This window comes from Herbaspirillum autotrophicum, assembly GCF_001189915.1.
GTDB classification, from domain to species: domain Bacteria; phylum Pseudomonadota; class Gammaproteobacteria; order Burkholderiales; family Burkholderiaceae_D; genus Herbaspirillum; species Herbaspirillum autotrophicum.
The window spans coordinates 1-24,579 of sequence record NZ_LFLS01000054.1 but is presented as its reverse complement, the minus strand read 5'-3'; the positions used below and the strand labels follow the sequence as shown (position 1 = coordinate 24,579).

Here is a 24,579-nt window from a genome sequence, read left to right as displayed (position 1 = left end):
ACGTGGTCCTGAGCGAAATCTCTATTTGAATTTCGGTGACGAGGCACGTGCTCAGCAATTCTTAGAACAGCGGTTGCAGCAATTCCCTGATAATACGATTAAGAGCTTTGACGTTCCGAAATCATTCCTGGATGAATTGCGTGCAACAGCAGTTCCTGAAGCTGAGCGGTCGCTTTACCCAACACGGCCCGTAATCGCTGATCGAACCAAGGCGTCGAATCAATTCGGCCTCACCGCTGAGCAGCTACAGAAGCTTCGACAAGTGATTATTAAAGGCTCTGGCGGCTAGCATCGACTAGCCGCCCTTTAAGGGATTAGCAATGAATAATTTGTATGAATTTACGATGAAAGTTCTACCTGGTGAGAGCTCGAACATGCCGGATGCTCTCAAAGGCGCATATGTTGCATGTTACGCCGCTGCTTTGGACTATCAGGCCGCGTTAAAAAAAGGGGTGCAGGCCATTGCGCAGATGGGGTACAAATTTGATGATATTAAGAACGGCGTGCGTGAGGTCCCTTTGGACTCATGGGCAGCCTACATTGCGAGTGTTTGGCCTGAATATGCAGATCAAATGCCAAGTGCCGAGCAGTTGCCAACAGTGGTAGAAGATGGACAAGTCTTCTTTGGTCCCTTTATTGGATTCTCCAAGTAACGAGCAGGACATTAAGAGGTTTGGAGAGGTTGATACAGGCTGCGATACATCAGCGCTCAAGGTTGATGAAATGCTGACGAATACGGTTTCTCTTTGGGGAGCATGTGCTTTGCTTCCTCAAATTTCTCTTGCGTGACCAACGCGTGAATGGAATGGGCCAGCGGTGTCACGTCCACCACCCGTATTATCCATTTGTGTATATAAAGTTCAACGGCCTCTTTGCTGAGACCGATTTGAATGGTCCGGTGCATTTGAGGCTGCAACAGCAGATTCCGCTCTGGATCCCATTGGATGCGGACGGGCGACGCCTCCTTCTTCGCTGTCCACTCTTCCTTGCTGATAGATTCATCGGCGTGGCTCAAGCAGCTGTTCGCCAACGCCCATTCAAAACCTTCCCTGGTGATGTCAATTGCCAGGATGCGCTTCTGTCCTGCGTCTTTAAGTCCCCAACCGGCGCGATACATCATCCACAGAAAGGAAGGTTTAATCCAGGTCATACGCTCCATCTTGAAAGGTGGGGAAATGAACGTTCCCTGCGTTAAGGCGGTGTCTGCGATGACATCGGAATAAGCTTGATAGACACGAATGGTCATTGCATCGTAGACGGCCCTGATTTGCTGAGGGGGTAGTTCAAGAAGTTGTTTGTTCATACGTTGCTTTAAAAATATCCCCAAACTATAAAACATCAGTGATGCGTTCATCCGTAAAAATTCAGTTTTACATAAAACTTCCACATTTCATGGCAGCGCACATCAACAAATCGGCACGATTTGTTGATGTGCGCTGATGCTTAAAATCTAGTCAAAATGCAAATTCGCGGGAGTCCCCGCACCCTTAGTAAATCATCCACACATTACGCACGAATACATTGAGCCCTAAAATCGGCCGCTATCGCAATCAGGTAGCGGCTTTTACCTGTATTACGGCAACATTTCTGCTTGCTTGTAAAAACGCGTGTTGAGATAGCGAATGCAGGCGGCGAAAGGGATTGCGGCGTATGAGGTTGTATCACGGTATTCAGAAAGATTGCAGCCTCGTTACTCGAAATCATCTTCACGCCCAGATGCCTTCTCTGTTACATATCAGGAGGGTAAAGATACTAGACCGGTGACTCGTTTTTTTAACAACAAACCAGGGGGATGAATCTAAAAATGATATCAGATCAGCAAATTTATAAGACGATTGCCGAAGTTGTTAGCGTATCAGCACCCGCAGGCTGGCAGATAATTACTGTCAAGGCATCGATTGATGACGACAATGGTGAGACATTTTATGACTATCTAAATGAGTCAGGCAAACAAAACTGGTTTGCTCCTGAAGCACAAAAACAGTACGAAGTGTACGTTGCGTTTCAGGAGCTACGGGCTCAAATGAGTCAACCAAATCACTGAGACTGTAATGAGTTACGGCATCAGCAACTGTGGTCAGATCGCATCTGGCTGAACGAACATATACACGGTAGGGATTGTTGATGGCCAGTTCAACTTGGCAAGTTTCATCCTTAAAGAATCTTACGCAGGCTGAGTCATCCGAGAACAGCATCTCCAGCACAGCACTTACGGGCTGACCGCCACCTTTTGGTACAAATTGAATTGCTTGTCTTTCGTACATAAGAAATAGCTCCGACAAAGAAAAACGACGAATAGGAAGTTGATACTTTGGCGGTGACTCTGAACCTCTAACTGCGCGGTCGCACCAGGACTCGACGGGCAAGATAATCGGGCAACGGCGCAAAGTAATGCGTCCGGGAGAGTGGCAACGTTACAATCCAAGCCCGTTTGAAAAGTAACTATTTAATATCGCGCGGAAATCTTTGTGGACAAAAGATAGCGAGCGATAAAAGAGTCTGCTTAGGCTAGAGCGCCAGACAAGTAGCTGACACCCAAGCCATGGGCCGTGTCTAAAACTGAGGCCATAAAGAACTGTTTACGGAATGATTTTTTCATATTACTCACCTTGTTCCTTTCCTGCGTCATCAGACGCATTGTTCATGTTGTTGAAATACTCAATCTTGCAAAATCCTACGGCAAGCAACACGACCAGAAGCAAGGCTTGGATAAGCATAGAGGGCCACGACGCTCCCCGCTCCAACCCTAACCTAAACAGACTCAACTATAATAATATCAAAACACTTGACAAAAGTCAAGGGTTCGTGACTTATATTTCCTCGATGCATAACTGCCATAGGCGCTTTGTCAAATAAGTTGCCCTGCAACTCGTTGATGAAGGGATGGTCGGTCAAGCAGTTTTGGCTAATTAAAGAGTCCGTTTTCGGCTTGATGCAATTCCCGGAATATGGGGACTTCCGACGTGGCGGCTCTGTCGGCGCGCTGATCTTGTTGTCGCTCCCAAGTTCTTCTTCGCATTGCAAGGGCACGTCGAAGTGCGATGTATTCGGCAAAAAAATTCTCCTGTTCGCAAAGCAGATGTTAAGGGTTGGAGGTCGCTTGTGCTAAACAGGGGAGGCCTTGGAACCCGAAGCCGAGCCTACCCTACCCGCTATCGATATCATAGACATGTTGCTATTTTGCAATTATTCTAACCGACTTGTCCATTGGAGAGAGTTGCAGGCATATCCTCATACTCTCTGGTCGACCGAATATCCGCAGAGAACAGAGTACGCGCGCGGGCTATGGCATGCGATTGGTTAGTGGTTACTGCCAAGTTTGGCCGAAAGGATCAGCGGGGCGCGTAAATACTTGAAGCGAAACCCGCCTCTGCAAATGCCGTCAGTAAAGAATGCGTCATCTTCGTCAAGTGTGACGAGCAGGACGCGACCGGTCGCATCTGCACAGTACGCGGATTCGTCCAGATTGGTCGGCAACTCGACGTGCCGGAACTGGTCAATGAATAGTTTGCCGAGCCCCAATCCGAATATGGTCGTCATGCGTCCTTTTACGGGCGCCGAAAACAGGACGGATTTATTTGGGGAGAGTGATTGTTTGCGCCCCCTCGGTTTGCGAGGCGCTGGAGGCAGCCGTGATTCGGAGGCCGCCGATACGCGTTCCAGGTGAAAGGAGCCCGGAGCACCATTGTTGTCGGGTACTTTCCTCCAGATCCGTTGTTCCGGCAGTGACAGTGTGCTCTGCTTGGTACGCGTTTGCTTGTCTGATTTCATGGTTTGCTTTCGTCAAGGTGTGAGAATCCATAACGTCGTAAAAGACATCATTGCGAGGTAAGAGTGCTAAGCGAGAATCGGGCTGGGTGGCTGGCGGCGGTGTGGTACTAGCGAACCCGTAACTATGATTTACGTATCTTTTTGAATTATTTTTCAATCACGATAAAAATATAGTGCTCCTATGAATACTTGTCAATTAGCAAATTATGCATCTTGATAAAATTGGTGCCAGGCTCAGGCAAGAAAGAAAGCGCCTCGGTTTGACGCAAGAGGCGATGGCGGGAGTGGGTGGTGTCAAAAAGCTGGCGCAACTAAATTACGAGCAGGGACGACGATTTCCATGCCTGGATTATCTGCTGGCAGTCGCTGCGGTTGGTGTCGATCTCTGGTTTGTTTTGCATGGCGTTCCCTCCACCGAAAACCTCGCTGAAGATGAAATGACCGTGCTGCGCGCATATCGACAACTGAGTGCCGACGGCAAAGTGCGCGTGTCCGGTTTCATTGAAGGCGTTGCGGCATCCTCAACTGAATCCACACTGCCGCCAATACGCTGACGATTTTTTCTGAAGCGAGGTTATCGGGCATGTCCGATAACCTAGAGATGCGGGACCAAAAAAGGAGTGGCGCACGGCCTTATCCTGGCAAACTGCCGCGACAGATCGTACGCGCAAAATTTGGCAGGCGCAGCGGTTTACGTAACAGGCGCTTTCTGCAGCCGTTTTGTCATTTTTCCTAAAATGACTTGCCCTAATCAGGTAAGCATTATTGGAAAGCATCAGTCCACTATCGGCCTGAGGAGGGCATCACTTGGGCGTGCCGCAGCGGGCATTTATAATGGACAGGTTGTTGCCGGAGAAAGCAAAGTATAACTACGAGCATGCCCCGTGCAACCCTGACTACGATTGAATTAGTTAAATTAAGAATAAAAATGGAAGACTCAGCACTAAAAGGCCACTCTCGCTTGGAATCAGCTCAGTGGGTGTTTGAGCGACAGATTAGCTGGATTAACGGCGCTGACGTGAAGGTGGGTGTCATTGTCGCGCTAGACCTTGCTCTAATTGGTGGATTAGCCTCTGCATTTAATATATCCGATGAGGCAAGCCGTTATTGGTGGACATACGCGCTCATTGGCGCAACAGCTCTGCTATTGGCGCTAGCGCTTCTCTTCGCAGCAATTGCCCTTAATCCCAAAACCAACGGCCCCGCCCAATCATTATTGTTTTTTGGGCCAATCAGCAAAAAAATAGTATTTGATTATCAGTCACAGTTTCTCGCCGCAACCGAGGAAGAGCTCCTATTAGATTGGACTCAGCAAATTCATCGAAACGCATTGATTGCGTGTGATAAATATAGATTCGTGAGGAGAAGTATGACGTGTTCATTCCTCGCATCTGTACCGTGGATAGCTGCTGTTGCTTTTCTCATGAAATTTTAACGATATTTTATGACTACTTCATTAGACCTTCAGTCCGAAGTTACTCAAATTTTTAGTGAACGGTGGACGGTAGAACGAACGGACAATGCGCCTGACCCAACTCAGTTAAGATTATCTAATCACTCGAAGGAGCTTGAGGCAGCTACCGTCTTGTATGCCGATATGGATGGCTCCACAAATATGGTAGACAACCATGACTGGCAGTTCAGCGCAGAAATTTATAAAGCCTACCTTCGCTGCGCAGCGCGCATAATCGTAGCCGAAGGTGGCGACATTACGGCGTATGATGGCGACCGCATCATGGCTGTGTTCACAGGGAAATATAAGAATACCAGCGCGGTCAAATCGGCTTTGAAAATCAACTATGCAGTTCAGGATATCATCAGACCGGCCATTTCATCGCACTATTCAAGCCAGAGCTTCGTACTCAATCATATTGTCGGTATTGATATGAGCCCACTCAGGGCTGCTCGTATTGGTGTGCGTGGACACAACGACCTTGTGTGGGTTGGTAGAGCGGCAAACTACGCCGCGAAATTAACCGGTCTTAGCGGGAAACCAATTTGGATTACTAAAGACGTTTATTTAGCCATGAATAATGAGGTGAAGCTGTCTGATCGTGGCGAATCAATGTGGGAGAGACGGTACTGGACCAAAATGAATAATATGGAAATTTACAATTCGAACTGGAAGTATCGCTTCTAAGTACCTCGGGGATGCAAGTCTTCTCCTTACAGAGCGCCAAGCTCGAGAATGTGACTTCGAAGTCTATTACATGCTGTGTGCATTGCTTGGTCTAAATTTTCTGCAGAGTATTTGTATCGGATGGTGGTTACGCCCTTCAAATCAGTTGGCAACTTGACGTCTTCCCCCCAAGGCTCCATCAAAATCGCTCGATTGCGCCCCAGCCTTCCCATGAAAAAACCGAGTTCGAAGATGACGTTGTCCCTCGGCGCATGGTAATTCTTTCTGCGGACTTTGACTAGGTCGTCCGGCTGTGCAATTGCTATAGCGAAGTCCGCGATTCCAAGTTGGTGTTCCAAAGCCTCTAACGAATAACTCGCTACCTTGAAGACACCTTCCTGCCAAGGAATAACATTGAACTCATCATGCTCGAACGCATTCGCAATGGCACGTGCAATTGGTAGTGCTTCCACCGACGAAATTAGGAAGACAGTGATTCTTTCTCGTGCCGCTGCGATTTGGGCATTTCTCTGGTGGAGTCTTTGCACCAGCTCTTTTGCAACCCATCTCCAAACGAGCGGGAACGCCTCTGCTATGCCCCGGAAATCTGCTTCACTTAATTTTCCAACCGCGCCGTTCTCAGTAGCAATGATACTTGCCGCTCGCGACAGCATCGGTTGAATAGCCGACATTTCCCCAACATGGTCTCCCGGAACACGCACGCCAATTAGTTTGCCGTTCACAACAATGTTGAACTTGCCAGCGAGGATAAAGTAAATATCTGTATCAGTGCCATTTTGCGCGATAAGCACATCACCAGATGCGACGTCCCGAACCTTCAGCTTTGCGGCAATTGCGTTTGCGATGCCCTCATCCCTCGCTACGATTTTGCTATCCTTCAAAGACTCAATCAACCGTGCTTGCCCAGTTTCCCCCTGAAATCGCGCACCCAATGTAGCTTCACTCATATTGCTTCCACCTTACTTTTCAATGGACAAACGTCGCATGTATTGCAGCACAATCTATCTTTGAATGATTCCCAGAACTTTTCTTCCGCAATCTTCCAATCCCTCAGTCCCATTACGAGGTCAACACCTTGCTGAGCATGGTCGCTGCAGCCACGAAGACGTCTGCGCTTTTTATTTCCCATGGAATCGCAGAAGCATCGCTGATTGTGGTTGATGACGCGGCGGCGATTCACGAAGACTGAGAAAACTACCTTTTCCTTTATTATCAGACGAAGTATATTACCGTGCTTCTTTCCTTTCTTTTCGTCGAAGGCGATCTGACGTCTAGAATAAGCCGTTTCGAATTTCGGACCTAGGCTTTTCACCGCTTGCTCAACTTTGCGTTGGTGTGCCGCCGCCAAACCATGCGCCCATGCATTATCGTCTGGCCATACTCGTTTTTTTTCAGCCTTTATCTGGGCCTTTAGAAAATTCCACAGTGTTTCGAACCATGCTCGTGCAGTCTCCTCATCCACCACCCGTATGGCCTCATCCGGGACGAATAGACAAAACGACCCATCGAAATTGATATGCCGCTCAGGGCAGAATTCGGGGAGTTGTGCAGGAACTATCTCCTTGGCCTTTACTGTCTGGTTTGGCTCCAGCGTAAGCTCAAGGTCGAACGGCACTGAATGTCCACTTGGCGCCGTCACATCGATGTGTAAGTCCATGCTATCAGCAGTGCGAGCCTTGGCTGCCGAGAAGAATTCGGTAGCCAAGGCTTCAATCAAAGCCAGCGGATGGATTGCTTTCGTGTTCATCCAACCGCATATGGACGAATAGGACGTTCTTCTGCTTTGATAATTGCAGGCGCTGCTACGTACGCTTCAGTCTTTATTCGCTTGGCCGTGGCATCGTCCTTGTCGGACAGGCTATCTACGGCTTCGTCGTAATCTAGATTTGCCACCTTACGTATTCTTCCAAACAGGTCTTTCACAGCTTGTGTGCCATCTGCATATGCCGAAGGCCCAATAGCTGTCTGTACGCCGGTACAGCCGCATTGTTCTTCTTCCGACCTGAGAACACCACGACTGACGGCGCAACGAACGCGACTGCCTTTGATGCCGAGTCGCGAGATGCTTACCTGACCATACTCAAGCCCGATTGCCAAACCAAGCTTACCGGTCTCGTGGCCAGCTTTCTTCAGCATCTCGATTGCCAAGTCAAAGCTACTGCGAAGCGCACCTGCCAATAGTACGGAAGTGCTGATAGTTTCTTTCGTATCTGTTGTTTGGGAAGTACCTTCGCAAAGCAGGCCATGAATGCAGTCACCGATGAAGCGAATTCGGCGCCCCTTGAAGTCAGCCGTCAGAACGCGTTCCAGCTCCGCACGGAGGACGTGAAGGACACGGACGACGTCTTCAGGGTTATGGTCGATGTTATCGCTGACATACTTGGTGAAGTAGTCTATGTCCGCGTAGATGCTCACGGCCTCTTGTCTTCTTGAGTTTGCCGGCGTGAGTATCGTCAGGTCCATGCCCGCAAGTGGCGGAGTGTGGCGCGAAAAAGAGAACGAACCGACCGGACTGTTTTTCAGATCGTCTTTCCAGTCGTTGACAATATTGTCCGCACTAACGTCCAAGTTCGCAGCATCCTGGCAGTCAGTAATTTCCTGACCGGACAGAGGTGTGGATTTCGGATCCTCGACCTTCTTTAGCCCAAGTGCGACGCGCGCCTCATTTGTTAGATAGATACCTGTTCTGTTACCGGCGCTCATCTTGGCGGCATGGTTTGCGGGTTCACCCAGAAAGAGTGGCTCACGATAACCGTTGCGCCCATTGTTAACGGCGATTGACAAGCCAGTGTCGATTCCTACCCGTACGTTCGCAGAAGGAATTGCGTCGTTATCATCGCCGGTCCGTTTCAGGACATCAACCATCAACTGGCCGGTGGCGACTGCCTTCTGGATGCGCTTTTTCTCCGCATTCGTTTCAGAGTTGTATGGCTTGGTTACCAGCGCGTGAATGCGTTCATTGTGGTTATCGACGCGACGTACATCCACTTGATTCAAGATTCGGTGCACTGCGCGGTAGTGTAGATTCAAAAACTGCAGGGTTCGACTATGGCAGCGCTCGCCTTCTGAATCGGTGACGTTCAGCATGTCATCAAGATTAAGTATGTCGACGTACATATGGACGCCGTCGACTTTATATCCCGTATTGGTTGGAATGCTCTCCAATGACATGTCTCGAACATAATCCTTGATGACAACCGTCTTTACATCAGCAATCTTTTTGTCGATGTTTTCGCTTGCGCGCGCGTGCTTCCAGTTTCGTGTCATGTCAGCCTCCCTTAAAGTTGGTATCTCAGTGATATTTGTACGATTGAAATATTTACAATGGTGAACAATGCAAATTATCATTAATTCCCAATAGAAATATTTTATTTTTGCAACTATTTTTATTCGGGCGCAGTCGCTGCGGTTGGTGTCGATCTCTGGTTTGTTTTGCATGGCGTTCCCTCCACCGAAAACCTGCCTGAAGATGAAATGACCGTGCTGCGCGCGTATCGTCAGTTGAGTGCCGACGGCAAAGTGCGCGTGTCCGGTTTCATTGAAGGCGTTGCGGCATCCTCAATTGAATCCACACTGAAACCGAAACCCTGACAGTCTTTTCTGAGGTGAGGTTGTTGGCTGTGTTCGACAACCAGGATCTGTGGAGTGGGAAGGGAGTAAATCATGGAACACGAATTCACCCCTTAAATTTAAGTTGCCATCTACAGATACAGATGATGACGAAATGGTTGAGTGCCTGGGCGAGGCCGGCCGCACCGATGCCATCGCAGGTCATGGCAGGGCAGGACACATTGGTCTTCAACTTGTGCGCGAAGCTGCCTCCGCAGAAGTGGCGGTGCTGAGTGCCATTGCCGATGTAAAGGCGACTATTCCCGATGCAAGACTTGTCGAGGCCGGCCCGGATTGTGTTGGCGTGACTGATGCTGCTGCCTCGTAGAGGACGCGTGCCGGCACATGAAGGCGAATCGGCGCGCCAAGGAGGCCCCGGTAGTCGCAATTAACTTGGTTTAATTGCATTCTTGCGTGGACGCAATTAAGGATCGTGTGCAATTACCTAGAAGGATGCCGTTTTAATCGATCCCCATCGTCACAACTAGGCACTAATTTGAATAATTTGTGTGTCTGACTGCGACGATGACCATTTGTATAAATTTCTGACCGGAGCGTCTGCCGCTTGGTCGGAGGGGCGAGATGACGAACGCTCCGCCACGCTGGAGTTGATTTTTCAAATTCCTTACTCTATAGTAAGGAGTGGTCAACTTAAGGAGAGCATGATGGCAGCTGCAACATTAACGTCAAAAGGGCAAATTACCATACCGGCCTCGGTACGGGCCGCTCTTGGACTGGATACGGGTAGCAGAGTTGAGTTCGTTGACACTGGAAAGGGGCAATTTGCAATCGTGCCGGTTACCAGCCCGGTGTTGGCGCTCAAGGGGGTATTAAACAAGCCCTCGAAACCGGTTTCGATTGAAGACATGAATGAGGTGATTGCCACACAAGGAGCAGGCAAACGATGATTGGATTGGATACAAATGTACTGGTGCGTTACTTCGCACAAGACGATGAAGCGCAATCAGCCCAGGCAACTACATTAATGGAGTCGCTCACTGATCAGGCCCCGGGCTTTGTGTCGCTTGTTACATTAGTGGAACTGGTGTGGGTGATGCAAGGCGCGTATAAGGCTAAAAAGGCAGATGTCGTGGTTATTCTGCAAATGCTGCTTCAAACTAGGGAAGTTGCTATTGAAAATACCGAGGTAGCACTACAGGCTTTGGCGCACTTTGCCGATTCTAAGGCTGGATTTGCCGACTGCCTTATTGAGCGCTCTGGACATAAATCTGGTTGTACTCATACGGTCACGTTTGACAATGATGCGGCTGCGACCGCCGGGATGAAATTGTTGCGGGGATGACATGACGACTGCTGACTCGCCTGGACGAGTCTCAAATTAAATAGAAACCGCAACACAAACCAGTCCATCGGTGTCGAAAAAATCACTCTCGCGAGATAACCAAACCATCGTCCATGATGCGCACTCGAATACGAGTCTGCGTCCAGGGCCCTTCCCTCGTAGAAATCCAGCCGGTCTCGCCTTCGGTAGCCGATTAACCGACCATGGCCTGTTGATCTCCATTGATTTGATGGTGGAAAGATTACTGTGCGATCGGCTTTGAAACCCTGCTCACGTAGAAGCGGCAGAACCCAGCAGATTTGGATGGCTTCCTTGCCGCACTCACCGTCACCAACAAGCGCGGGATCGAGCCCGGTCATACTGGCCAGCTCATTGAACCGGATGTTGTTGGCCTTGCGTTACAACAAGAGTTGCCCGGCACGCGTTGCTGAGAACGAGTTTGTATCAACGTCTGATCCAAGCATCTGCCGATGGGGCAGAGGGGGCTGGATGATAGCCACCCCTCCGCACGCACATCAAGCCTTCATCTTACGCAGGCCATCGGCCAGCAGCCACAGCGCGCGATTGAGCCGGATGCCGGTGTCGATGCCTTGCACGGCACGGGTGTTCTGGCGACGGCCATTGACACTGCGGGCACGCAGGCCACCCTTGATGAGGTTTTCCTGGACACGATTAAACACACTCCACAGATCGGCGAGGTTGTCGTCAGCACGACGGGGCAACAGGATTTGACGCTCGGTGACGGGTGCCGGTTTGACTTCGTCATACCTGAGCGCAAGGGCGGCTCGGGCGAATACCTCTGACTCGCCAGTATTGAGCGTGACGGCACGCATGGCGTCGCGGGATTGCTGCGCCCGGTCGAAGCCGTGCAGAACTTCGTAGGCGCCCTCAATCACCTGGGCGGCGACATTGCCCTTGTGGGACACGCGCATATCGGCCACGGTGTCACCGCAGACCAAGCCATTCTCACACACGAAGCGAAACATACCGGCCAACATCTGATAGCTGCTGCTGCCATCGTGCGAATTCAACAGGATGATTTCGTTGGCTTCATCACCGTTGATCTGGCTGGGGTGCCGCAGGCGGATCATGTGCTTGGTGTAATCGCGCCGGTCGTCCTGCCGCACGCGGGTCTGACAGACCATGAAGGGTTGGAATCCTTCGTTGCGCAATTCCTTCAAAACGGTTGCGGTCGGAATATGACTGTAGCGGTCAGAGCGGCTGTGATGCGGGGCCTGCGCAAAGATCGATGGGGCTACTGCACGGATCTGGTTATCCGACAAAGGATGGCGTGAGCGCAGCACGGGTGAAGCGGAAGCGAAACGGCTTGCGAGTTGCATGATCATTCTCCTGACAAAGTTGGCTGTGGAAGAAACCGCACACCGGATTCCAAGATTCGGAGCCCGGCCTGTTTGCTGTTCGGTGCGGCCGGCACGAAGAACCCCGTCGGTCTTGCTGCCACCGTCGTTCCTGAGTTCATCGCCCGCGACACTGGGGAGCGCGCGTACGATTGACGTCAAGGGAACCAGCGCAAGGTTGGTGCGGCCCGCCGGCGTAGCCGCGGACACGGCCTTGCGCGCCTTGACGGCAAACGGGAGCGGGCTAACGTCGCGTACAAGGTGATGAGTTCAGGAGGATGGCTGGACAGGCAACGGCATGTGAGGTGCCGGCCGCACGCAAGCGCAGCGCGCAGGCCCGGATCGGCAATCCGGGCCGCAGGCGTCAGCCGAACGCAGTGAGGGAACGATGGATGCCCGCAGGGGCGAGACGGCGCAGGCGGCTCGATGCAACGCACGACAGCGCGCCCGGCCACGCGTTGGTGGGCGGGGACGTCAGATCTGAAACGACGCCAATATGCAGAGCGAAGTGGTGCGAAGCTGGCTGCTCTTGGCCACTACGGGGTGTTGCATGGCGGGATGCATCGGTCTTCAATGCCTGGGTCCGGCTGCAGTGCAGTCATGTGTTGGCATGATGACTTTTTACTAGAAAAATTTTCAATATCGCTTCTTGCGGCTTCGTTTTTATTCGGGTTTTGTTCGGCAATCGCGAAATATTTATTATCAGATTGCTATCCTCTGGGGCCAACAATGTTGTTGGGTCTTCAAAAAACAAGGATGGACATCATGCAACTTGAAGCATTGCTTGCACTTTACCGGAAGCACCAACTATTGCAGTCGGCATCATCAACGCACTATGGGGCGGTTGTGGCGTCGCTGGGCGCCTTTATGGGGTTTGATCCCGAACTTGATCAACTGACGACCGACCTGCTGCTTGAATATCGAAAAGCCATTCTGCAGAGATGTTCGCCAGTGACGTTCAACAATTATCGGCGGCATCTGTCAGCCTTATTCAACTTCGCCGTGCGCAAGAAGCTGATGTCGGAGAACCCCTTCAAATGTGTGAAGCCGGCCCCAGTGCCGAGGCGAAAGCCAAAGACGGTTGCGCTGGATTATTTGCAGGAAATCATCGATTTCCTGGGCAAATCGGGCGACAAGTTTGAGTGTGTAGGGGAGCAGGGCCCGCTGACGCCGAAATGGTTCTGGCTGATTGTCGTCAAGACCTTGTATTACACCGGGATCCGCAGGAAGCAACTGGCGGAACTCCGATTGGATGACGTCGATTTTAAAGGCAAGCTGATCAGATTGCGCGCGGAGAGCAGCAAGACCAAAAATGAATGGCATATTCCTCTCAATGAAGCATTGATTCCTGATCTGCTGTATCTGAGGGAGCGTGTCATCGAGCGGCTGGGACGAGTCGACTCTGAGCACCAGCTATTTTGTTATCCGTTGTTTTCGCAGAGACCGCATCGGTTCAAGCGCAAGGAAATGACTGGTGAACAGGTGACGAACTGGTTCAAGCGGATTACCAAAGTGATGGACAAAAAGATCAGTCCGCATCGCTTGCGTCATACGGCGGCGACAGAAATGGCCCGTAAAACCAAGAACATTCGTCTTGTTCAGGAAATTCTTGGTCATACTGACGTGCGAACCACCTTCATTTATATTGAGCCTGAAATGGACGAAATGCGAAAATTGATGACGAGTATGAGCGATCTGTCGAATGCGATATAAATAGTGAAGTACAGGCGCTGTTGTGCAATGAGTGCAGGGTGTTCCACCTGAAATGCGCCACTTGACAATCGACAGTGTGCAATGCGATATTTACGCCAGCCAGTTGAGTTGTGCCAACTTTCTCAGCTGCGAGCTCTGAATTCAACATTATGCGCAATATCGCGTAATGACAAATATTTGTTGCGGAAGAACTTTCTTGATTGACTTGTAATCAGGGGGTGGCGGGTTCAAGTCCTGCAGCCAGCACCAAGTATTTAAAAGGCCCACCGTTTGGTGGGCCTTTTCTTTTGTGTTTCGCCATCTGCTTTTTGCGAGGCGTCCGGATCTTTGGCTTTTTACGCAAATTCTGAAACGTGCAAATTTCTGACTGAAAAAATAGCCCAAATCAATCGGGCTATTTTTTTGCTCACTACATCAGCTTTGGGACTGGCTGATGCTCAAACGCGGGTGCCAATGCCGCCGAAAAGATTGCCGGCCGTTGCTCCTTCAACGGCTTGCGCGCTGCACTGCTGCGAGCGCATCGGTTTGCCATGCATATGCTTATCGGGCTGCAACGGCGGCGATCTGTGGCAGATCGAACGTGCCGCGGTAAACATCGTCAGCGTGCTGGAGTGCGTCCTTGTTCAGTGATTCCGCAGCCACCTTGGATGCACTCTTCAAACTATCGAAGGTGCTATAGGTCTCGCCATTGTCCCGTTTGTTCATATACATGGAGACCAGACGCTTTCCGCTGGCATCGCGCAGCACGAATTCAGTGATGACGGTGGAGCGATAAGAAGCTGTTGCGCTTTCGGCTGTATAGCCGCTGGTGACGCGCAGGATCAGCCTGGCGGTGCCCGGGTCCGTATTGATGCCGGTTGCACTGGCGACATCCATCATCGACGTTTCTTTGCCGGGACGGCCCACGCTCGTGAGGGTTACTTCACGTCCGGATTTCTTGATCAGTTCTGCCAGGTGTCCGGCCTGCAAGGCAGTCAGGTCCGGGGTGCTGCTGTCCTTGAGCAGCGCCGTGAACTCCTTCGAGCGCGCCTCGGTACGTTCCTTGAAGGTCAACTTGCTGCCGGCATCGATGGCCGCGCCGGCAAGCGTGCCGAACACACCGAAAATACCCGCCATGCCGGAGGCCGACGAGCCGCCGAGATCCATCACGACGTATTCGGGCTGGTGATAGAAGATCTCTACTCTGGTGATTTTTTCAATATCTTGGCGGGCTTTTTCATTTTGTGCGACCTGCTTGGTTTGCGGGGCGCTGGCACAGCCAGTGATGAGAATGGAGAGGCTGACAACGAGTGCTGCCAGTCGTGATGCGTGTTTTGTCATGATGTGCAGGCGTCGGATGACGTCAATGATCGAGGTTCATAAAATGGCCTTTCGGCAATCCATATAGTTGCCGCACGACAATTATAGTCCCGCCGATAACGTTGATTTGTCATCCCACATGAACATCATGACGGCCGTTGACCATGCGCAACGGCGTGATGTTGTGCGCTGAAAAGTCGTTCGGTCCGACGTAAAGCGAGAGAGAAGTTGCATCGCCAAATTCGGTCTCTGCTGCGGTGAGCAGGAATGCGCTGGTTTCGATACTGTGCCATCGCACCCGGGAAGGTGCTGCCCGACGGCTTGATATTTCTCTTGCCGGGTAAATGCCGGTACTCTCTGACGCTATATTTCAGGTGAAACATAGGCGCTAGTGGCTGAAATAATCAGGAAACGGCAGCGAGAGAAGATACACACATACCGAATGAAATGACCTTCAACTCTCAAAGGGGAAAATAATGCGCTTCTACACAATCACCTTTATCGCACTGGTATGTTTGCTGACCATCTCTGGCGCACACGCTGCTGATGCATACCCGGTCCCTCCACCATGCAACGCGAGTTTCCCCGAGCTCTTCACTGCATACCTCAAGAGCTTATTTTGATTGAGGCGCCTGAAAGAACATTGCGCGGATGCCGGAACAGGTTCTCCCGGAGCATGGTTGTCTCGGTCTTGTTGAGGCCCGGCAGCGAGCGGGGGATTCAGGTTCCTCTGACAATACATTCACCATCGATCAGGATCCCATCATGCGTTATTTAATTCTGTTGAGTCTGTCTGTTTTTACCGTTGACGTGATGGCCCAGGACGGCAATGCAACGCCGCCGACCGATCCGCTGGTCTTCCTCGTGTGGTCGACAAAAATCATCTGTCGGGGTTTTGGCGCCGGTCTGGGTTTTTGATCCATGCCATTTGGATGCCCGGTCGCTGCGGGCCGGATCAGCAAGGAGACTTGCGCGAAGCAGGGTTTCGTTGGCAGCGCTGAATCGGACACGTCGGCAGCGCTGTCAGAGATTATTGATGCACGCTGGCCTGATGCAACGCGCCGCGATGGTTCACAAATCTCGCATGGAAATCGGCACTGAGCGCCGCCAGCGTGATGCGGCCGAATTGCTCCAGCAAGAGTGCTTCGGCGTTGCGGAAAGAAGTATCGAGTGCGGCATTGACGGCTTGCTCCACCAGACAGCCAGGTGTTTCCGTGCGGTTGCTCATGGCGAACAATTCGGGCGAGCCGAGCGCGGCGTAGATGTCTTTGAGTGTGACCTGGTTGAAGTCGCAGGCGATATGCCAGCCGCCGCCATGTCCCTTTTCCGAGCGCACGAAGCCTTGCTCGCGCAGGCCGGCCATGATGCGGCGAATCACCACCGGGTTGGTTTGCATCACCTTCGATAATGCCTCGGACGTCAACGGCCCTTCCACTTCAGCCATGTGGAGGAGCACATGCAATACGCCCGACAGTCTGCTATCTCTTTTCATGCGACCCATACTATGGAGTGATGATTTTTAAGTCAAGCCGGCACACCGAGGTTTGCCTGCTTACTGCTGTTCTCGCAACCGTTGCCGGACTTCCATCAAGGCAAATCCAAGCAGATTCAGGCCCTTCCAGGTATCCGGATGGGCAATGGCAGGGTCATCGGCAGCCAGTCCGACGCCCCATATGTTGTCGACCGGACTTGCCTCGACCAGGATCTGTTCCCCGGTACTCAACAGAAATTCCCGCAGATGCTGGTCTTGAGAAAATTTCTGATAATTGCCGGCGACGACAATGGACCAGCGATGCGCCAGCCACAGCGGCTCATCAAAACCCTGAATCTCGCGGCCGATTGCCTTGACCGCGGCCGGCTTAGTCGCATCAAGAATGCGTTGCCATGCGCTGCTGTCTTCAAACAGACGGGCTTTTTCCGCCATCATGTAGTGCTCTGCAGTGCGATAGCGAATATCGTCAACGATGAATGCCGATTCGAACCATTGACTGAAGCAAGTCTTGCCGATGGCGCTGTTCTTCATCGGCTGATGACCCCAGAACAGCAGGTATTCGGGGCTGCCGCCGCTGGCGATATATGCACTTAGGTCCGCATTGGAACGTATGACGTGATGTGACATTGAAGTTCAGATTTGAATAGGGCCAATCACTTTATCAGATACGGGGCGCCGGTTTGAGGCCTGTGTCAGTGCGCCGCCGAAGACTGCGGATAAAACCGGCAGCAGTCTTCGGCTCCTCGGGGCCCCGCTTACAAATGCGCGGGGAGTGCTGCGCGTAACGGCAAGCCTTCCATGTCGCCAATGGTTTGTATGGCTTGGGCGGCGATCCAGTTGCCGCGCGCTGAAGCCCTGGCCCAGTCATATCCTTCCAGACGGGCGCTGATGATACCGACGGCAAAGCCATCGCCGGCGCCGACAGTGTCGATGACGTGGGCGACAGGGACGCCGGCGGCTTCGATTTGTTCGGTCGCGGTGCGCACGTAAGCACCTTCTTTACCGAGTTTGATGATGACTGCCTGAGCGCCTTGATCCAGATAAAAACCGGCAATGTCGTATGGTGTGTCGCGGCCTGTCAGCAACCGGCCTTCGGCGATTCCCGGCATGACCCAGTCGGCGTTGCCGGCAAGGCGGTTGAGCGTGGTGCGCATGGTGGCCTCATTCGGCCACAGGCTGGGACGCAGGTTGGGGTCGAAAGAGACGCTGTGTTGCCGGTTGCGTTGGGTGCGCATTGCATGCTCCACCAGTTCCGCGGAAGCAGGGGACAAGGCAGGCGTAATCCCTGTTGCATGGAAGTGACGGCTGTCGGTGATATAGGCTTCATCGAATTGCTCCAGGCTGAGCAGGCTGGCAGCCGAGCCGCGCCGGTAATACTCGATCGCCGGATCCTCTCCGGCAGCGGCCCGTGCCTTGAGCATGAACCCGGTGCTGCGCGTAGCGTCGGTTTCGACGCGTGAAATATCGATGCCTTCGGCCGCCACGCTGTGACGTACATAGTCGCCGAAACTGTCAGCGCCGAGCCGGCTGATCCAGCCCACTTTCAATCCCAGGCGCGCGAGGCCGATGGCAACATTGGTATCGGCGCCGGCCAGACGTTTGGTGAACCGGGCGACATCTTTCAACTGCGCGATATCGTCTGCTACCAGCAACGCCATGGTTTCGCCCATGGTGACGACGTCAAGTGGGGCGGGCTTGGCTTGAGTCATTTCTTGATATGAAGTCATTGTAGAAAAGGAAAGTCCAGATGCAGCCTTGGCCGCGTCGATTATTTCCTTTGGGAAAGGTCGGGCGAGCCGCGCACTGCCGGGCTTGTGTCGGTGAAAAAAACGGCTTATTATCCCACACCGGTATATTGGTTGGACCAATGATCCAGTGAATAAGTGATCGTTCCAGTTCCCCTGCCAATGATCCGGTGATCGCCGAGGCGAAAACGTCCCGCGACAACAAAATACCAGGAGCTCTCATGAAAATGTCATTCCGCTGGTTCGGTGCGTCCGATCCGGTCCCTTTGCAATACATTCGCCAGATTCCGGGTATGCACGGGATTGTTTCCGCCATTTACGATATTCCGGTCGGCGAAGTGTGGCCGCTCGAAAAAATACAGGCACTGAAAGCCAGCATTGAAGAACATGCGCTGGCGTTCGATGTGGTCGAGTCGGTTCCGGTGCATGAAGACATCAAGCTCGGCAAGCCGTCGCGCGACCGTCTGATCGCCAACTATCAGGAAACCTTGCGCAATCTCGCAGCCTGCGACATCAAGGTGGTTTGCTATAACTTCATGCCGGTATTCGACTGGACCCGCACCACGCTGGCCAAGCAACTGGCAGATGGTTCGACGACGCTGGCATTCAGCACTGAAGAAATTGACGGCATCGATGTCAGCAAAGGCATTTCGCTGCCGGGCTGGGATGCCAGTTATCAACCGCAAGCACTGCAAGCGCTGTTGGCGGAATACCGCGATGTCGGTCCTGAACAATTGTGGCAAAACCTGGAATACTTTTTGAAAGCCATCATCCCGGTGGCTGAACAAGCCGGCATCAAGATGGCGATTCACCCGGATGATCCGCCACGTCCGATTTTCGGCTTGCCGCGCATCGTCAAGAACCGCGACGATCTGGCCCGCATTCTGGCGATCGTCGATACCCCGGCCAACGGCCTGACCTTGTGCTCCGGTTCACTCGGTGCCGGTCCCGAAAACAACGTCGAAGCATTGGTGCGCGAGTTCGGCGCGCGGGGACGAATTCACTTCGCCCACCTGCGCAACGTCAAGATCAATGCTGCCGGCGATTTTGAAGAAACCGCGCATAAATCGGATTGCGGTTCGCTCGACATGGCGGCCATCGTCGGCGCTTATCACGAACTCGGTTTTGAAGGCTATGTGCGTCCGGACCATGGCCGCATGATCTGGGGTGAAACCGGCAAGCCAGGTTACGGTTTGTTCGACCGCGCATTGGGTGCCGTTTATCTGAACGGTTTGTGGGAAGGCTACGGCAAGAAAACAGCAGCAACAACATGATTCCGGTGTCCGGCGTGCAAGGGTTTAGCATACTGCCCTTGCCCGCCGGGGGCGGACGAGACAGCGATGCCTGCATCGCCACTTAAAATTAAAAGAGAGAATACCCCATGCCAAGAATACGTTGGACGATGATTTTTTTGTGCTTTCTGGCAAACGTCATCAACTTCATTGATCGCGCCAATCTGGCCATCGCAGCACCTTACATCACCACCGAACTGGGACTCGATGCAGCCCAGATGGGCTTGATTCTGAGCGCCTTCTTCTGGACCTATGCGATGTTGCAGATGCCGGCCGGATGGTTTATCGACAAGGTCGGCGTGCGTGTCAGCCTGGCGCTGGCGGTCGGCTGGTGGTCGATTTTCACCATCTTCACCGGTGCCGCACGCGGTGTGGCGCAACTGACCGGCGCTCGTTTGATGCTGGGTATCGGCGAAGCCGCCGCGATTCCATCGTTCGTCAAAGTGGCCTACAACTGGTTTCCGCGCAGCGAGCGCGGACTCGCCAGCAGCATCTTCGACAGCGGTTCGCGCGTGGGCTCGGCCTTGTCGCTGCCGCTGGTTGCATGGCTGATTTCGGTGGTCGGCTGGCGCGGTTCGTTCTACATTACCGGCCTCATCGGCGTGGTGTGGGCGCTGGCATGGTGGTTCATTTACCGTGACCCTGAACTCTATCGCGGCATTGCGCCGAAAGAAGTCGAGGCGTTGCTGGCCCAGCGCAGCGCCCCGGTCAATGCGGTCCAAGCCGAGAAGATTTCGTGGTCCAGTCTGTTCCGTCATCGCACCATCTGGGGCATCATGATCGGCATGTTTTGCCTGAACTTCGCGATCTATTTCTTCATTACCTGGTTCCCCAGCTATTTGTTGCAGGCCCGCGGATTTTCGCTGGCCTCGCTCGGTACGCTCGGCATGTTGCCGGCACTGATGGCGATCCCTGGCGGCTGGCTCGGCGGTTATCTGTCGGACAGCCTGATCCGTCGCGGCTGGAGTTCGACTGCAGCGCGCAAGACATGTCTGGTGTTCGGCATGCTGATGTCGTCGTCGATCGCCTTGTCGGCCCTGGTGGAAAGCACCGCTGCCTGCCTCGCCCTGTTTGCTTTGGCCTATGCCAGCCTGTCATTTGCCGGCGCCAATGTCTGGACTCTGCCCGGCGAGCTGGCTCCGACACCGAAACAGGTGGCGTCGATTGGCGGCATTCAGAACTTCGCCGGCAATCTGGCGGGCATCGTGACCACAACTTTCACCGGTGTCATGTTGACCATCACCAAAGGCTCGTTCGTGGTGCCGCTGGCAGTGGCCGGTGGTCTGTGCGTGGTCGGCGCACTGTCGTATCTGTTCCTGGTAGGCAAGATCGAACCGTTGCAGTTCCCGGCGAAGCAGGCCGCGGCCTGACGATACCGGTTAGAATATGGCCCACCCCGGTCGAGGCCGCGTTGGGCCAGAAGACGGGCTTGCGCAGCGGCATGATCGTGGTATCTGACCATCGCTTTTATGACAGGACTTCGATGCCCCGCGACGACAAATCCGTCTCTGACCAGACGGTTGCGCTGCCATTATTACAAGCGCAAAGACTCTACAAGCAGATCGCTGAAGTGCTGGAAGAGCGTATCCACTCAGGCATGTTTCGCGCGCGCGACTATTTGCCGCCGGAGCGCGATCTGGCCAAGCAGATGGGTGTCAGCCGCACCTCGGTGCGCGAAGCCTTGATTGCATTGGAAGTCAAAGGTCTGGTCACGATTCGTGTCGGCGATGGCGTGCAAGTCTGCGAACCCGGTCCGGCGCCGGTGGCGGTGCCGGATTTGCGGCGCGAGCGCAGCGCCCTCGAACAATTGCAGGCGCGCTGCCTGATCGAAGGCGAACTGGCGGCACTGGCGGCGAAGAATGCCACCGACGAGCATATTCAAAAACTGGAACAAGCGCTGGATCTGATGCATCGCAGTTTTCCCGACTCGGCCGTGTTTCTCGAAGCCGATCACGCGTTCCATCTGGCGATGGGCGAGGCGGCCGGCAATCAGGTCTTGATGGATCATCTGGAATTGCTATGGGCCTTGCGTTACCAGCCCACGTTCAAGAAATTCGAAGAACACTATACCAATGATCATGGCGAACAGTTGGCGGTGCTGGAAGATCATCGCCGCATTGTCGATGCCATCCGGTCGCGCAACGCGCGGCAGGCGAGAACGGCATTGCATCAGCATTTGAAGCGGGTGCAGAAATTGTTCGTCAGGTAAGCGTGGATTGAGGCGAACGCCGGATGGTGAAGATGGACCGGCAAGTCCGCGAGGGCCGGGTTCTGTATTGCACAGAACCCGGCCCTTTCCGTTTGTGTCGGATGCCGGCCTCAGTCGGCTGTCACGCCTTGTCCGCTTTGCCCGCCGCATTGGCCAGCTTGCTCAGCATCTTGTCGATCAGCCATGGCTGACGGTCGAGGTCTTCGGCGCGTTCCTTGCGACGGATGGCGTCGCGTACCACCAGCGAGCCGATGTAACGGATCGGTTCCGGCGGGAACATGCCGCGCGGACCGTAAGTCAGCGGACTGCGACTCCAGGCATTGTCGAGATCAAGCACCAGCGATGACAGTAACTGGCCACCCATGTAAGTCGGGCCGACGCCATTGCCGGAATAACCGAAGCCGTAAAAGATATTGGGATGCTCATCGAGTTTGCCGAAGAATGGAAAGCCGGTGACCGAGCGATCGGATGGTCCGTTCCAGCTGGCAGTGATGGGGACTTGCGACAAGGTCGGGAAAAATTCATGCAGGCTGTGGCGCAGTTGATCTTCATAAGGCGAACGCTGATCGAATACCGGCAGCATGCGGCCGCGCCAGGCGAAGGTGTTGCCGCCTTTGCCGAGCATCAGGCGGCCGTCTTCGGTGGTGCGGTAATAAAAGACGAAGGTGCGCGAATCCAGCACCGAGACGCCATCCTTGAGGCCGATCTGTTGCAGCAGTTCAGGACATTTTTCAGTAATGATCATGTCGCTCGATACCACCGCCAGCGTGCGTTCAAATTGCGGAAAGCGGCTGGCCATCCAGGCATTGATCGCGAGTACCATCTTGCCGGCCTGCAGCGTTCCGGTCGGGGTTTGTATCTTGATCTGCGGCCCCGGCTCGAACGACAGCATCGGCGTTCTTTCATAAATCCGGATACCCATTTCCAGCGCTACGCGGCGCAAACCGCGTACCAGTTTGCCGGGATGCACGGTGGCGGCCTGCGGCGAGAATACGCCGGCCAGATTGCGCATCGAGCCTGAGCGTCGTTGCACTTCTGCGGTCGACAAGCTGCGATAGGAGTTGATGCCATGCTTGTCCAGCTCTTGCAGCACCGGATCCAGTACACCCATCTGGGCTTTGGTGGTGGCGGTGTAGAGCGTGCCATCCTGACGGAACTCGGCATCGATGCGGTGTTGGCGACAGAACTCGGCGATATGCATGACGGCTTGTTCGGAAGCTTGCGCCAGCCGTACCGCTTCGCTTTCGCCGAACAAGCGCCGCAGCGTGAAGAATTTGGTAGTCCAGGTCAGCAGGCAACCACCATTGCGACCGCTGGCACCGGCGCCGCAGATGTCGCTTTCAATGATCGCAATATCCAGTGCCGGGTTTTGTTGTTTGAGTTGCAGTGCGGTCCACAAACCGGTGAAGCCGCCGCCGACAATGGCAACGTCAGCTTGTTGTGCGCCTTGCAGTGCAGGCGCGAGTTCACCGTCAATCGAAAGAGCGTGTTCCAGCCAGAATGGGCGCATGAGAAGCTATCCTGAAAAGTAAGAGTGCAACAACGATTGATGCGGCACGCAGCCCGGTCAGGGCTGCGGACAAACGGTACGGATGAGTACCGATACTCAGGCGCCGGCCGTGGCCGTGGCCGGCAGCGCGCAAGTCTTCATCAGTGCCGTGAAGTACGGCAAATCCGGCGTCACCATTGCCGCGTCTTTGGCCAGGTCATCCCATAACCGCAGACGAACCGCATCGGCAGCGTGCGGGCGGGCGATGAATGCCGCCGCATCGCTTTCATTGAAGATACCGCCTTGCAGCATCAGACTGCGTTTCGAATCCGCCGACAACCGGTCGTAATACGCCGCATCGGTGGCGCACAAATAGCGCTTGGCGTCGACGTGCAACCGGATCGGCTCCAGCACGGCAGCGCTGAACAGGCCGCGCAGATAAGGCAACGCAAAATACTGATGGGTGTCATCGATGCCGCGCGCCGAGGGGGTCTCGCCTTGCGGGTTCAACAGATGGCCGAGGTCATGCAGCAACGCCGCGCAGATCAGTTCCGGCGAGGCGCCGGCCTGTTCGGCCAGCGTTGCCGACTGCAAGGCATGCTGCAGTTGGGTTACCGGCTCACCGGAATACATCGTATGGCCGCCGCTCTCGAACAAATGACAGATTTCGGGAATCGAGATCATGGTTCAGTTCCAGGGCAATGAGTAGGTTTTGGTATTGGAGAAGCTCTTCATCGCTTCAAATACCCCTTCCTTGTAACCGAGGCCGGAATCCTTGATGCCGCCGAATGGCGTCAGTTCCAGACGATAGCCTGGCACTTCGCGCACATTGACGCTGCCGACTTCGAGTTCACGTACAAAGCGCGTGATGTAATCCATGCGATTGGTACATACCGACGACGACAGACCGTAAGGCGTGGAATTGGAAATGCGGATGGCATCGGCAATGTCGGTACAGCGAATCACCGGCGATACCGGGCCAAAGGTTTCCTGCGCCACCAACAGACAATCGGCCGGCACATGATCGAGCACGGTCGGTGAATACAAGGCGCCGTCCCGGATATTGCCATACAACAGCCGCGCACCACGGCTTTCGGCATCTTTCACCTTGGCTTCGAACTCGATGGCCGCGCGCTGATCGATCACGGTGCCCATGTCG

Annotated in this window: 26 protein-coding genes; 13 read left to right on the top strand and 13 right to left on the bottom strand. The window is 53.6% G+C overall.

Going from position 1 to position 24,579, the window contains the following annotated elements; genetic code table 11:
• On the top strand, positions 1-289 hold a 289-nt coding region (locus AKL27_RS28245), incomplete at its 5' end, for a hypothetical protein (RefSeq protein ID WP_198156092.1).
• 31 nt (positions 290-320) lie between these two features.
• Positions 321-653 carry a hypothetical protein gene (locus tag AKL27_RS25755; protein WP_050465759.1) on the top strand — a complete coding sequence of 111 codons (333 nt, stop codon included), beginning with the start codon at positions 321-323 and terminating at the stop codon, positions 651-653.
• Positions 654-709: 56 nt separating this feature from the next.
• On the opposite strand, the gene AKL27_RS25750 is transcribed toward AKL27_RS25755, so the two are convergent.
• Complete coding sequence (locus tag AKL27_RS25750) at positions 710-1,354, bottom strand: DUF4291 domain-containing protein (protein ID WP_232311109.1); 645 nt, start codon at positions 1,352-1,354, stop codon at positions 710-712.
• Between the two features lie 438 nt (positions 1,355-1,792).
• Here AKL27_RS25750 and AKL27_RS28825 point away from each other — a divergent pair, with 438 nt between their 5' ends.
• Positions 1,793-2,044, top strand: a complete 252-nt coding sequence (locus AKL27_RS28825; protein ID WP_083439305.1) for an immunity protein YezG family protein — start codon at positions 1,793-1,795, stop codon at positions 2,042-2,044.
• Between the two features lie 1,256 nt (positions 2,045-3,300).
• Here the strand turns inward: AKL27_RS28825 and AKL27_RS28010 are convergent.
• Positions 3,301-3,771, bottom strand: a complete 471-nt coding sequence (locus tag AKL27_RS28010; protein WP_157057111.1) for a hypothetical protein — start codon at positions 3,769-3,771, stop codon at positions 3,301-3,303.
• Between the two features lie 206 nt (positions 3,772-3,977).
• Here AKL27_RS28010 and AKL27_RS25730 point away from each other — a divergent pair, with 206 nt between their 5' ends.
• The 3 genes from AKL27_RS25730 to AKL27_RS25720 all read left to right on the top strand — a co-directional run bounded on the left by AKL27_RS25730 (position 3,978) and on the right by AKL27_RS25720 (position 5,911).
• Positions 3,978-4,325: a helix-turn-helix domain-containing protein gene (locus AKL27_RS25730; protein WP_157057110.1), complete on the top strand. Its 348-nt coding sequence runs from the start codon at positions 3,978-3,980 to the stop codon at positions 4,323-4,325.
• A 323-nt stretch (positions 4,326-4,648) separates the two neighbouring features.
• Positions 4,649-5,206, top strand: a complete 558-nt coding sequence (locus AKL27_RS25725) for a Pycsar system effector family protein (protein ID WP_050465754.1) — start codon at positions 4,649-4,651, stop codon at positions 5,204-5,206.
• Positions 5,207-5,215: 9 nt separating this feature from the next.
• The gene (locus AKL27_RS25720) at positions 5,216-5,911 is read left to right on the top strand and encodes an adenylate/guanylate cyclase domain-containing protein (protein ID WP_050465753.1); all 696 of its coding nucleotides are present in this window, start codon (positions 5,216-5,218) and stop codon (positions 5,909-5,911) included.
• Positions 5,912-5,937: 26 nt separating this feature from the next.
• Here AKL27_RS25720 and AKL27_RS25715 read toward each other — a convergent pair whose 3' ends face one another.
• Genes AKL27_RS25715 through AKL27_RS25705 form a run of 3 tightly spaced genes read right to left on the bottom strand, consistent with a single transcriptional unit; the run spans position 5,938 to position 9,349 of the window.
• Positions 5,938-6,858, bottom strand: coding sequence for a TIR domain-containing protein (locus AKL27_RS25715; RefSeq protein WP_050465752.1), 921 nt, complete (start codon positions 6,856-6,858; stop codon positions 5,938-5,940).
• The gene (locus tag AKL27_RS25710; protein WP_050465750.1) at positions 6,855-7,658 is read right to left on the bottom strand and encodes an E2 domain-associated cysteine-rich protein; all 804 of its coding nucleotides are present in this window, start codon (positions 7,656-7,658) and stop codon (positions 6,855-6,857) included. The genes AKL27_RS25715 and AKL27_RS25710 overlap by 4 nt, the downstream gene beginning before the upstream one ends.
• Positions 7,655-9,349, bottom strand: a complete 1,695-nt coding sequence (locus tag AKL27_RS25705; protein WP_232311107.1) for an adenylate/guanylate cyclase domain-containing protein — start codon at positions 9,347-9,349, stop codon at positions 7,655-7,657. The genes AKL27_RS25710 and AKL27_RS25705 overlap by 4 nt, the downstream gene beginning before the upstream one ends.
• 704 nt (positions 9,350-10,053) lie before the next feature.
• Between AKL27_RS25705 and AKL27_RS28765 the strand changes: the two genes are divergently transcribed.
• Together AKL27_RS28765 and AKL27_RS25690 are read left to right on the top strand one after the other, a co-directional pair.
• Positions 10,054-10,428 (top strand): AbrB/MazE/SpoVT family DNA-binding domain-containing protein, encoded by a 375-nt coding sequence (locus AKL27_RS28765; protein WP_332308368.1) that lies wholly within the window; start codon positions 10,054-10,056, stop codon positions 10,426-10,428.
• Positions 10,425-10,823: a PIN domain-containing protein gene (locus tag AKL27_RS25690; RefSeq protein ID WP_050465746.1), complete on the top strand. Its 399-nt coding sequence runs from the start codon at positions 10,425-10,427 to the stop codon at positions 10,821-10,823. Before AKL27_RS28765 ends, AKL27_RS25690 begins: the two co-directional genes overlap by 4 nt.
• A 515-nt stretch (positions 10,824-11,338) precedes the next feature.
• Here the strand turns inward: AKL27_RS25690 and AKL27_RS25685 are convergent.
• Positions 11,339-12,163, bottom strand: a complete 825-nt coding sequence (locus tag AKL27_RS25685) for a DUF932 domain-containing protein (protein ID WP_050465745.1) — start codon at positions 12,161-12,163, stop codon at positions 11,339-11,341.
• A gap of 444 nt (positions 12,164-12,607) precedes the next feature.
• Between AKL27_RS25685 and AKL27_RS25680 the strand changes: the two genes are divergently transcribed.
• A complete protein-coding gene (locus tag AKL27_RS25680) occupies positions 12,608-13,894 on the top strand; it encodes a tyrosine-type recombinase/integrase (protein ID WP_083439304.1) in 1,287 nt (428 codons plus the stop codon).
• Positions 13,895-14,434: 540 nt separating this feature from the next.
• Here the strand turns inward: AKL27_RS25680 and AKL27_RS25675 are convergent.
• Positions 14,435-15,214 (bottom strand): hypothetical protein, encoded by a 780-nt coding sequence (locus tag AKL27_RS25675; protein ID WP_050465743.1) that lies wholly within the window; start codon positions 15,212-15,214, stop codon positions 14,435-14,437.
• Positions 15,215-15,844: 630 nt separating this feature from the next.
• Between AKL27_RS25675 and AKL27_RS28005 the strand changes: the two genes are divergently transcribed.
• A complete protein-coding gene (locus tag AKL27_RS28005) occupies positions 15,845-16,111 on the top strand; it encodes a hypothetical protein (protein ID WP_157057109.1) in 267 nt (88 codons plus the stop codon).
• 112 nt (positions 16,112-16,223) lie between these two features.
• Here AKL27_RS28005 and AKL27_RS25670 read toward each other — a convergent pair whose 3' ends face one another.
• From AKL27_RS25670 to AKL27_RS25660, 3 genes are all read right to left on the bottom strand, one after another.
• Positions 16,224-16,685, bottom strand: a complete 462-nt coding sequence (locus AKL27_RS25670; RefSeq protein WP_050465763.1) for an Rrf2 family transcriptional regulator — start codon at positions 16,683-16,685, stop codon at positions 16,224-16,226.
• A 60-nt stretch (positions 16,686-16,745) separates the two neighbouring features.
• A complete protein-coding gene (locus tag AKL27_RS25665; RefSeq protein WP_050465742.1) occupies positions 16,746-17,312 on the bottom strand; it encodes an NADAR family protein in 567 nt (188 codons plus the stop codon).
• Between the two features lie 128 nt (positions 17,313-17,440).
• A complete protein-coding gene (locus AKL27_RS25660) occupies positions 17,441-18,394 on the bottom strand; it encodes a sugar kinase (RefSeq protein WP_050465762.1) in 954 nt (317 codons plus the stop codon).
• 257 nt (positions 18,395-18,651) lie between these two features.
• Here AKL27_RS25660 and uxuA point away from each other — a divergent pair, with 257 nt between their 5' ends.
• From uxuA to AKL27_RS25645, 3 genes are all read left to right on the top strand, one after another.
• Positions 18,652-19,704 carry a mannonate dehydratase gene (gene uxuA, locus AKL27_RS25655; RefSeq protein ID WP_050465741.1) on the top strand — a complete coding sequence of 351 codons (1,053 nt, stop codon included), beginning with the start codon at positions 18,652-18,654 and terminating at the stop codon, positions 19,702-19,704.
• Between the two features lie 107 nt (positions 19,705-19,811).
• A complete protein-coding gene (locus tag AKL27_RS25650) occupies positions 19,812-21,092 on the top strand; it encodes an MFS transporter (protein ID WP_050465740.1) in 1,281 nt (426 codons plus the stop codon).
• Positions 21,093-21,133: 41 nt separating this feature from the next.
• Positions 21,134-21,931, top strand: a complete 798-nt coding sequence (locus AKL27_RS25645) for a FadR/GntR family transcriptional regulator (protein WP_083439302.1) — start codon at positions 21,134-21,136, stop codon at positions 21,929-21,931.
• A gap of 121 nt (positions 21,932-22,052) precedes the next feature.
• Here the strand turns inward: AKL27_RS25645 and AKL27_RS25640 are convergent, their stop codons facing one another.
• From AKL27_RS25640 to AKL27_RS25630, 3 genes are all read right to left on the bottom strand, one after another.
• Entirely contained in the window at positions 22,053-23,441 is a 1,389-nt protein-coding gene (locus AKL27_RS25640; RefSeq protein ID WP_050465739.1) for an FAD-dependent oxidoreductase, read from the bottom strand.
• A 96-nt stretch (positions 23,442-23,537) separates the two neighbouring features.
• Positions 23,538-24,104, bottom strand: coding sequence for a phosphonate degradation HD-domain oxygenase (locus AKL27_RS25635; RefSeq protein ID WP_050465738.1), 567 nt, complete (start codon positions 24,102-24,104; stop codon positions 23,538-23,540).
• A 3-nt stretch (positions 24,105-24,107) separates the two neighbouring features.
• Positions 24,108-24,579, bottom strand: a 472-nt coding sequence (locus AKL27_RS25630) for an aldehyde dehydrogenase family protein (protein WP_157057108.1), incomplete at its 5' end; no start/stop codon positions are given.

Bases quoted from the DNA above. Each gene is read 5' to 3' on its own strand.
- AKL27_RS25725 (WP_050465754.1), top strand. From the start codon at position 4,649: ATGCCCCGTGCAACCCTGACTACGATTGAATTAGTTAAATTAAGAATA.
- AKL27_RS25755 (WP_050465759.1), top strand. From the start codon at position 321: ATGAATAATTTGTATGAATTTACGATGAAAGTTCTACCTGGTGAGAGC.
- uxuA (WP_050465741.1), top strand. From the start codon at position 18,652: ATGAAAATGTCATTCCGCTGGTTCGGTGCGTCCGATCCGGTCCCTTTG.
- AKL27_RS25720 (WP_050465753.1), top strand. From the start codon at position 5,216: ATGACTACTTCATTAGACCTTCAGTCCGAAGTTACTCAAATTTTTAGT.
- AKL27_RS28825 (WP_083439305.1), top strand. From the start codon at position 1,793: ATGAATCTAAAAATGATATCAGATCAGCAAATTTATAAGACGATTGCC.
- AKL27_RS25715 (WP_050465752.1), bottom strand. From the start codon at position 6,858: ATGAGTGAAGCTACATTGGGTGCGCGATTTCAGGGGGAAACTGGGCAA.
- AKL27_RS25750 (WP_232311109.1), bottom strand. From the start codon at position 1,354: ATGAACGCATCACTGATGTTTTATAGTTTGGGGATATTTTTAAAGCAA.
- AKL27_RS25660 (WP_050465762.1), bottom strand. From the start codon at position 18,394: ATGACTCAAGCCAAGCCCGCCCCACTTGACGTCGTCACCATGGGCGAA.
- AKL27_RS25665 (WP_050465742.1), bottom strand. From the start codon at position 17,312: ATGTCACATCACGTCATACGTTCCAATGCGGACCTAAGTGCATATATC.
- AKL27_RS25640 (WP_050465739.1), bottom strand. From the start codon at position 23,441: ATGCGCCCATTCTGGCTGGAACACGCTCTTTCGATTGACGGTGAACTC.
- AKL27_RS25635 (WP_050465738.1), bottom strand. From the start codon at position 24,104: ATGATCTCGATTCCCGAAATCTGTCATTTGTTCGAGAGCGGCGGCCAT.
- AKL27_RS25650 (WP_050465740.1), top strand. From the start codon at position 19,812: ATGCCAAGAATACGTTGGACGATGATTTTTTTGTGCTTTCTGGCAAAC.
- AKL27_RS25670 (WP_050465763.1), bottom strand. From the start codon at position 16,685: ATGAAAAGAGATAGCAGACTGTCGGGCGTATTGCATGTGCTCCTCCAC.
- AKL27_RS25680 (WP_083439304.1), top strand. From the start codon at position 12,608: ATGCAACGCACGACAGCGCGCCCGGCCACGCGTTGGTGGGCGGGGACG.
- AKL27_RS25685 (WP_050465745.1), bottom strand. From the start codon at position 12,163: ATGCAACTCGCAAGCCGTTTCGCTTCCGCTTCACCCGTGCTGCGCTCA.
- AKL27_RS28010 (WP_157057111.1), bottom strand. From the start codon at position 3,771: ATGAAATCAGACAAGCAAACGCGTACCAAGCAGAGCACACTGTCACTG.
- AKL27_RS25730 (WP_157057110.1), top strand. From the start codon at position 3,978: ATGCATCTTGATAAAATTGGTGCCAGGCTCAGGCAAGAAAGAAAGCGC.
- AKL27_RS25705 (WP_232311107.1), bottom strand. From the start codon at position 9,349: ATGCAAAACAAACCAGAGATCGACACCAACCGCAGCGACTGCGCCCGA.
- AKL27_RS25690 (WP_050465746.1), top strand. From the start codon at position 10,425: ATGATTGGATTGGATACAAATGTACTGGTGCGTTACTTCGCACAAGAC.
- AKL27_RS28005 (WP_157057109.1), top strand. From the start codon at position 15,845: ATGCCGGAACAGGTTCTCCCGGAGCATGGTTGTCTCGGTCTTGTTGAG.
- AKL27_RS25675 (WP_050465743.1), bottom strand. From the start codon at position 15,214: ATGACAAAACACGCATCACGACTGGCAGCACTCGTTGTCAGCCTCTCC.
- AKL27_RS25710 (WP_050465750.1), bottom strand. From the start codon at position 7,658: ATGAACACGAAAGCAATCCATCCGCTGGCTTTGATTGAAGCCTTGGCT.